The organism is Aeromonas sp. QDB25 (assembly GCF_027707725.1).
GTDB classification, from domain to species: Bacteria; Pseudomonadota; Gammaproteobacteria; order Enterobacterales; family Aeromonadaceae; genus Aeromonas; species Aeromonas caviae.
Genome location: NZ_JAPCIZ010000020.1, coordinates 59,191 through 66,350, shown reverse-complemented (window position 1 = coordinate 66,350; position 7,160 = coordinate 59,191). Strand labels below are relative to the sequence as shown.

General features: G+C 56.9%; 8 protein-coding genes. All 8 read left to right on the top strand.

The window, feature by feature from the left end:
* Positions 1-1,022 precede the first annotated feature (1,022 nt).
* The 8 genes from PG883_RS09585 (at position 1,023) to tolA (ending at position 7,109) form a co-directional block, all read left to right on the top strand.
* Entirely contained in the window at positions 1,023-2,579 is a 1,557-nt protein-coding gene (locus PG883_RS09585) for a cytochrome ubiquinol oxidase subunit I (RefSeq protein WP_010672869.1), read from the top strand.
* Positions 2,580-2,591: 12 nt separating this feature from the next.
* A complete protein-coding gene (cydB, locus tag PG883_RS09580; RefSeq protein WP_270807150.1) occupies positions 2,592-3,728 on the top strand; it encodes a cytochrome d ubiquinol oxidase subunit II in 1,137 nt (378 codons plus the stop codon).
* 14 nt (positions 3,729-3,742) lie between these two features.
* The gene (cydX, locus tag PG883_RS09575; protein WP_005331536.1) at positions 3,743-3,859 is read left to right on the top strand and encodes a cytochrome bd-I oxidase subunit CydX; all 117 of its coding nucleotides are present in this window, start codon (positions 3,743-3,745) and stop codon (positions 3,857-3,859) included.
* Positions 3,846-4,157, top strand: a complete 312-nt coding sequence (locus tag PG883_RS09570) for a cyd operon YbgE family protein (protein WP_039039483.1) — start codon at positions 3,846-3,848, stop codon at positions 4,155-4,157. The genes cydX and PG883_RS09570 overlap by 14 nt, the downstream gene beginning before the upstream one ends.
* 286 nt (positions 4,158-4,443) lie before the next feature.
* Positions 4,444-4,851 (top strand): tol-pal system-associated acyl-CoA thioesterase, encoded by a 408-nt coding sequence (gene ybgC / locus PG883_RS09565; RefSeq protein ID WP_270807149.1) that lies wholly within the window; start codon positions 4,444-4,446, stop codon positions 4,849-4,851.
* On the top strand, positions 4,841-5,527 hold the full coding sequence (gene tolQ / locus PG883_RS09560) for a protein TolQ (RefSeq protein ID WP_010672873.1): 687 nt from the start codon (positions 4,841-4,843) through the stop codon (positions 5,525-5,527). Before ybgC ends, tolQ begins: the two co-directional genes overlap by 11 nt.
* On the top strand, positions 5,527-5,973 hold the full coding sequence (gene tolR, locus PG883_RS09555; protein WP_010672874.1) for a protein TolR: 447 nt from the start codon (positions 5,527-5,529) through the stop codon (positions 5,971-5,973). Before tolQ ends, tolR begins: the two co-directional genes overlap by 1 nt.
* 5 nt (positions 5,974-5,978) lie before the next feature.
* Positions 5,979-7,109 (top strand): cell envelope integrity protein TolA, encoded by a 1,131-nt coding sequence (tolA, locus tag PG883_RS09550; RefSeq protein ID WP_042014603.1) that lies wholly within the window; start codon positions 5,979-5,981, stop codon positions 7,107-7,109.
* Positions 7,110-7,160 lie beyond the last annotated feature (51 nt).

The window sequence follows — 7,160 nt, the reverse complement described above, 5'->3', positions numbered from 1 at the left end:
CTGAGATAGTGAAGAACGACCTGACGTTTGAAGTCGGTCGAGTATTTTTGCTTTCCCATAGAAACGAAGAACCCCTACTCGTTGGGTGTCCAACTTTCGGGGTTCACTTCACTTGAGGCGGCTTTTTGTTTTGCGGGCAAAAAAAAGCCCACGGCACAGGCGGTGGGCAAAGACAATTCAGGATGGATGTTCACAGACAGTGAGCGCGTCTGCAGACCGGTCGGGAAAAAACAGAGGAGCCGTCGCGAGGCTTCAGAGTCGGTTCATTTGATAGAGTTGAACGAAAGAAAGCTTGTAGTAACGGATGGTCTTGGCAACAAACTTTTTCATCATTAATCCCAACAAACAGGTTCGAAATGTTCATCGAATACGTACCGGGAACCCGGAATGACCGGCCTGTATTCAGAGGTATGCCCTCACTGCGAGGCGCATTGTAGGAGCTCTTTCCGGGTGGGACAAACAAGAAAATCTATGGGCTTTTGATTAGATAAACTAATGATTTTGGTGGGGGTGTTAATCCGCATAAACATGTGTTTTTACTGGGTTTAAATTGATTTTTGGATGAGCCTGGCCATTTATTGAAATAATCGAGATGCGAAGGCTTTATTTCCGGGGTTGCGTATTTGTTTAACAGAATTGAAACTATTTTAGTGAGTCATAAAATTGATTTAAATCAATTATTTACGACTTATCGTTTTTTGTGATGAAGCTCCCATAATTAATGGGGAAAGCCCTATAAGTTACCTTGAAAAAACATGTATTGAGGGTGGTTTTACATTGATTTCAATCAAATAAAGGTGATATAAAACAGCGATCATTATAGGCGGGAATAGAACCCTGGTTATTGTTTATTAGATGTTAAACATTAGCTTTTTTTGTTCCTGTATATTGCCTTGTTGTTAATGTGGTGGCAGTCGAATCCGGTCAGTCCGCGAGGGGTGACCGACCGTTCGGGGACTTCCAATGGAAGCTTTGTCCTTAAAACTTAAAATAGCCGTGCCAATAATCGGTGAGGAAACATCATGATTGCTGAGCATGTGGTAGACCTATCGCGGTTCCAATTTGCTGCGACGGCCCTTTATCACTTCCTGTTTGTACCCTTGACGCTGGGGATGGCCTTCATCCTGGCGATCATGGAGTCTGTCTATGTGATGACCAACAACACAGTGTACCGGGACATGACCAAGTTCTGGGGCAAGTTGTTCGGTATCAACTTTGCCCTCGGGGTTACCACCGGGCTCACCATGGAGTTTCAGTTCGGTACCAACTGGGCTTACTACTCCCACTATGTCGGCGACATCTTCGGGGCCCCGCTGGCCATCGAAGGCTTGATGGCCTTCTTCCTGGAGTCCACCTTCGTCGGTATGTTCTTCTTCGGTTGGGATCGTCTCAGCAAGCGCCAGCACCTGGCGGCTACCTGGCTGATGGCGCTTGGGACCAACCTCTCCGCACTGTGGATCCTGGTCGCCAACGGCTGGATGCAGAACCCGGTGGGTGCCGAGTTCAACTTCGAATCCATGCGCATGGAGATGGTGAGCTTCGCCGACCTGGTGTTCAACCCGGTTGCACAGGTCAAGTTCGTCCACACCGTGGCGGCAGGCTATACCACGGGCGCCATGTTCGTGCTCGGGATCTCCTCCTATTACCTGCTGAAGAATCGTGATGTGGCGTTCGCTCGTCGCTCCTTCGCCATCGCGGCCGCGTTCGGCATGGCCTCCATCCTCTCCGTGCTGGTGCTGGGTGACGAGTCCGGCTACGAGACCGGGGAAGTGCAGAAAGTGAAACTGGCGGCCATCGAGGCCGAGTGGAACACGGAGCCGGCTCCGGCATCCTTTACCCTGTTCGGGATCCCGAACCAGGAAGAGATGCGCACCGACTACGCTATCAAGATCCCCTATGCCCTCGGCATCATCGCCACCCGTTCCCTCGACGGTCAGGTGACTGGTCTCAAGGATCTCAAGAGCGAGCATGAGCTGCGCGTGCGCAACGGCATGACCGCCTACGACCTGCTGACCAAGCTGCAATCCGGTGACAAGTCCGACGATACCCGCGCCCGCTTCGACGAAGTGAAGCAGGATCTGGGCTACGGTCTGCTGCTCAAGCGTTACACCCCCAACGTGACCGACGCCACCGACGAGCAGATCAAGGCTGCCGTGGATGACTCCATTCCGCAGGTACTGCCGCTGTTCTTCGCCTTCCGCATCATGGTTGCCTGCGGCATCCTGATGCTGGTGCTGATCGGTCTGGCCTTCTATGACAGCACCCGCCACAAGATCGGCGAGCGCAAGTGGCTGCTCAAGGCGCTGCTGTACGGCATTCCGCTGCCCTGGATCGCCATCGAGGCTGGCTGGTTTGTCGCAGAGTATGGTCGTCAACCCTGGACCATCGCCGAGATGCTGCCGACTTATGTCTCTGCATCCAACATTCCTGCGTCCGAGATCTGGTTCTCTCTGATCGGGATCTTCCTGTTCTACACAGTACTGCTGATCATCGAGATGTACCTGATGTTCAAGTATGCGCGCCTGGGCCCAAGCAGCCTGAAGACGGGCAAGTACCACTTCGAACAGAGCAAGGCATAAGGAGAGTGACCCATGTTTGATTACGAACTGTTGCGTCTGGTCTGGTGGGTGCTGGTCGGCGTGCTGCTGATCGGGTTTGCCATCACCGACGGTTTCGATATGGGGGTGGGCGCCCTGCTCCCCTTCGTCGGCAAGAAGGATGTGGAGCGTCGCGTGATGCTCAACACCATGGGGCCGCACTGGGAAGGCAACCAGGTCTGGTTGGTGACCGCCGGTGGTGCCCTGTTCGCCGCCTGGCCCATGGTCTATGCGGCGGCCTTCTCCGGCTTCTACATCGCCATGATCCTGACCCTGATGGCGCTGTTCTTCCGTCCGGTCGGCTTCAAGTACCGCTCCCTGCAGGAAGACGCCAAGTGGCGCTCCAACTGGGACTGGGCTCTGTTTGCCGGTAGCGCCATTCCCCCTGTCATCTTCGGGGTGGCGTTCGGCAACCTGCTGCAGGGTGTACCGTTCAGCTTCAACCAGTTCCTGATGATGACCTATCACGGCAACTTCTTCGGTCTGCTCAATCCGTTCGGCCTGCTGGCCGGTCTGGTGAGCCTCTTCATGATCATCACCCAGGGTGCAACCTGGCTGATGATGAAGACCGAAGGTGAAGTGCTGGCGCGCTCTCGCACCGCCGCCATGATCTTCTCCCTGCTGACCCTGGTGCTGTTCGCCCTGGCCGGTGTCTGGGTGAGCGGCATGGATGGTTATGTGATTGTGGGCTCCGTCGCCACCGACGCCGTCACCAACCCGCTTCACAAGGAAGTGGTGGTGCAGGCTGGTGCCTGGATGCAGAACTACAACCTCTATCCCTGGATGATTGCCGCACCAGTGCTGGGTCTGGTGATGTGTCTGCTGACCGCCGTGGCGGCCAAGCTGGACAAGGGTTGGGTGGCGTTCCTGTTCTCCTCCCTGGCCATCGCCGGCATCATCCTGACCGCGGGCTTCTCCATGTTCCCGTTCGTGATGCCCTCGAGCCTCGAGCCGTCCCAGAGCCTGACCATGTGGGATTCCACCGCCTCCTTCAACACCCTCAAGGTGATGACGGTAGTCGCAGTCGTCTTCGTGCCGACCGTGCTGGCTTACACCATCTGGACCTACATCAATATGTTCGGCCGGGTGAGTAACAAACACATCGAAGACAACCAACAATCGCTCTACTAAGAAGGTGCCCTGATATGTGGTATTTCACCTGGATCCTGGGGCTGCTGCTGGCCTGTGCGTTTGGGATTATCAATGCGCTCTGGCTGGAGCACACCGAGAACCTGGATCGTCAGATTGATGAAGACAAGTGACAGGCTCGCCCGGCTGGCCGCTCCTCTGGAGCGCCAGCCATGGCAAGGTCTGATGCTGCTGGCGGCGGCCCTGCTGGCTGTCGCCATCTTGCAGGCGCCCAACCTGGTCGCGGCCAACACCAGTGAGCACGGCCTCTGGCTTGCGCCCTGGCTGATGTGGGCGGTCTGTTGCGGTGTCATGCATGGACTGGGGTTTCACCCGCGCAGCCTGGTGGGTCGCGTGCTGTTCTTCCCCTGGCTAGCACTGCCCAGCCTGCTCTGCGGGCTCTGGCTGACCAGCAGCTACTACCTGCCATAAATGATGAAGGAGGTCGGCATGAGCCCACCTCCTTCTTCTTTTTTGAGAGGCGTGCCGTCGCCCGGTCAGAGCGACAGAACCTCGCTCGTCACGCCGCTCGCAGCCACTGCTCTTGTCCGCTTTTCTTGCGATGCTGACAGCCCTGTGGTCTTCGGCCTGTCGGCGCCGCAGCACGCCATAAAAAACAGGGGGAGAGGGGATTTCCCTGTCTCCCCCTGCTTCTTTCCTATTCAGCCCTGCGCTATGATAGCCCCCCATCTGACTGTCGAATGGATCACAGATTTTTATGGGGGAAGTCTCTGAGTTTCCGGTGCGTGTCTACTACGAAGACACGGATGCCGGAGGCATCGTCTACAACGCCAATTATCTCAAGTTTATGGAACGGGCCCGCACCGAATTCCTGCGCGCAGGCAGCATCGAACAGGATGTCCTGCTGCAGGCGGGGATCGCGTTTGTGGTGAGTCGCACCGAAATCGACTTCCGCGCGGCGGCCCGCTTCAATGAACTGCTGACCGTAATGACGCAAGTAACTGAAGTGAAACGCGCTTCCATGCGTTTTTCACAGCAGATCCTGGCGGCTGATGGACGGCTGATCACTCAGGCCATGGTACAGATCGCCTGTGTCAGTCATCCGCAAATGAAACCTGTTGCAATACCTGAAAAAATCAAGGGAGTGCTGTTAAGTGCACGCTGAAATTTCGTTTATTGGCCTGTTCTGGCAAGCCAGTCTGTTGGTGAAACTGGTCATGATGACCCTGATGGGCATGTCGGTCGTCTCCTGGGCGCTGATCATCCAGCGCTCCAAGGCCATCAAGGCGGCCAACCTCGCCTCGGAGCAGTTTGAAGACAGATTCTGGTCCGGGGTCGACCTCAATCGTCTCTACCAGGAGTCCTCCTCCCGTCGTGACGACATCGAAGGCATGGAAGACATCTTCTACTCCGGCTTCAAGGAGTATGCCCGCCTGCTCAAGGCCGGTGCCCGTGGTCAGGATGCGGTGATGGACGGTACCTATCGCGCCATGCGAGTCTCCCTGTCCCGAGCAGTGGACGATCTCGAGTCCAACCTGCCGGTCTTGGCGACCATCGGCTCCATCAGCCCCTATATCGGTCTGTTCGGTACCGTCTGGGGGATCATGAACGCCTTTATCGCTCTGGGTCAGGTTCAGCAGGCGACCCTGCAGATGGTGGCACCGGGTATCGCGGAAGCGCTGATCGCCACCGCCATGGGTCTGTTTGCCGCCATCCCGGCCGTTATCTTCTACAACCGCTTCACCAACAAGGTCGAACGGCTGGAAAACGCCTACGCCAACTTCATGGACGAGTTCACCACCATTCTGAACCGCCAAATCGCACAGCAGGGTGAGAAGTAATGCAAACCTATCAGCGGCTCAAACGCAAGAAGGTCGCCGAGATCAACGTGGTGCCCTATATCGACGTCATGCTGGTGCTGCTCATCATCTTCATGGCGGTCACGCCCGTGATCACGCAGGGGGTCAAGGTCGACCTGCCCCAGGCGGAGTCCGAGCAGTTGCCGGAAGACTCCAAGCCGCCTTTCATCGTCAGCGTCAATACCGAGGGTGAGTACGTCATCAAGGCCGGCGAGGCGGATGACGAACCCGTACCGAGCGGCACCCCAGAGGCGATGCAGCAGTACATCACCGAGAAGGCCATGGGCTATCTGGCCATCAACCAGAACGCGCCCGTGGTGGTCGCCGGCGACAAGTCCGTGCGCTACGAGGAGGTGATCCTGCTGATGGTGGCCCTCAAGAAAGCCGGTGTGCCTCAGGTTGGTCTGATGACGGATCCGGTGAACTGACGGAGATGGATGTGAAGCGTGGTATTTCCGGTTATCTCGTCGCGTCGCTGCTGCTGCATCTGATCATCGGCATCATCCTGCTGGTCGGTGTCGACTTCAGCAAACCCAAGCGCCCCGAGTCCAAGGGACAGATCGTCAATGCGGTCATGATGGACAGCGAAATGCTGGAGCAGCAGATGCAGCAGGTCCAGCAGCAGAAGCAGGCCCAGCCCAAGGCTGCACAGCAGCAGAAGGACAAGGAAGACGCTGAGCGCGTCAAACGCGAGCTGGCACAGGAGCAGGAGCGTCTGCGTATCGCTGAGACCAAGCGCAAGCAGGCCGAAGAGGCGACTCGCAAGGCCGAAGCCGACAAGCAGAAGAAAGAGGCTGAACAGAAGCAGGCGGAAGAGAAGGCCCAGAAAGCCGAGGAAGCCCGCAAGCTGGAAGAGCAGAAGACCAAGAAGGCCGAAGCCGAACGCAAGGCGGCGGAAGAGGCCAAGGCGCTGGCGCTCAAGAAGAAAAAAGAAGAGCTGGAGAAGAAGCAGGCTGAAGAGAAGGCCAAGGCGGAAGAGGCCAAGGCCAAGAAAGCGGAAGCCGAGAAGAAGGCCAAGGCCGAAGCCGAGAAAAAGGCGAAGGCGGAAGCCGAGAAGAAAGCCAAGGCCGAGGCCGAGAAGAAGGCGAAAGAAGAGGCTGACAAGAAGGCAAAAGCTGACGCAGAGAAGAAGGCGAAGGCCGAGGCCGACAGAAAGGCCAAGATTGAGGCGGAGCGCAAGCGCAAGGCGGCCGAAGAGGCCAAGTTGCAAAAAGAGATGGAAGCCATGATGGAGCAGCAGCTGGCCGCCGAGGCCAATGCGCGCAGTCAGGCAGCATCGGCAGCCGCCAAGGGCGAGGTCGACAAGTATGCCGCCCTCATCAAGGCCACGGTCGAGCGCTACATGATTTTGGATCCCACCATGCGGGGCAAAACATGTACTATCGGTGTCAAGTTGGCCAGTAGCGGCTTCGTCATCTCGGTGGACAACGGTCAGGGTGATCCGGCGGTCTGCCGCTCCGGCAAGGCGGCGGTGCTGAAGGCCAACCAGTTGCCGGTGCCGAAGGATCCGGCGGCATTCGAGATGTTGAAGGAGTTTAACCTCAAGTTAGAACCGAGCATCTAAGCGTGATAGAACGGGGTCAATGACCGTGGTTGGCAGCATCTGCTGATAAAG

Bases quoted from the DNA above. Each gene is read 5' to 3' on its own strand.
- PG883_RS09585 (WP_010672869.1), top strand. From the start codon at position 1,023: ATGATTGCTGAGCATGTGGTAGACCTATCGCGGTTCCAATTTGCTGCG.
- cydB (WP_270807150.1), top strand. From the start codon at position 2,592: ATGTTTGATTACGAACTGTTGCGTCTGGTCTGGTGGGTGCTGGTCGGC.
- cydX (WP_005331536.1), top strand. From the start codon at position 3,743: ATGTGGTATTTCACCTGGATCCTGGGGCTGCTGCTGGCCTGTGCGTTT.
- PG883_RS09570 (WP_039039483.1), top strand. From the start codon at position 3,846: ATGAAGACAAGTGACAGGCTCGCCCGGCTGGCCGCTCCTCTGGAGCGC.
- ybgC (WP_270807149.1), top strand. From the start codon at position 4,444: ATGGGGGAAGTCTCTGAGTTTCCGGTGCGTGTCTACTACGAAGACACG.
- tolR (WP_010672874.1), top strand. From the start codon at position 5,527: ATGCAAACCTATCAGCGGCTCAAACGCAAGAAGGTCGCCGAGATCAAC.
- tolA (WP_042014603.1), top strand. From the start codon at position 5,979: ATGGATGTGAAGCGTGGTATTTCCGGTTATCTCGTCGCGTCGCTGCTG.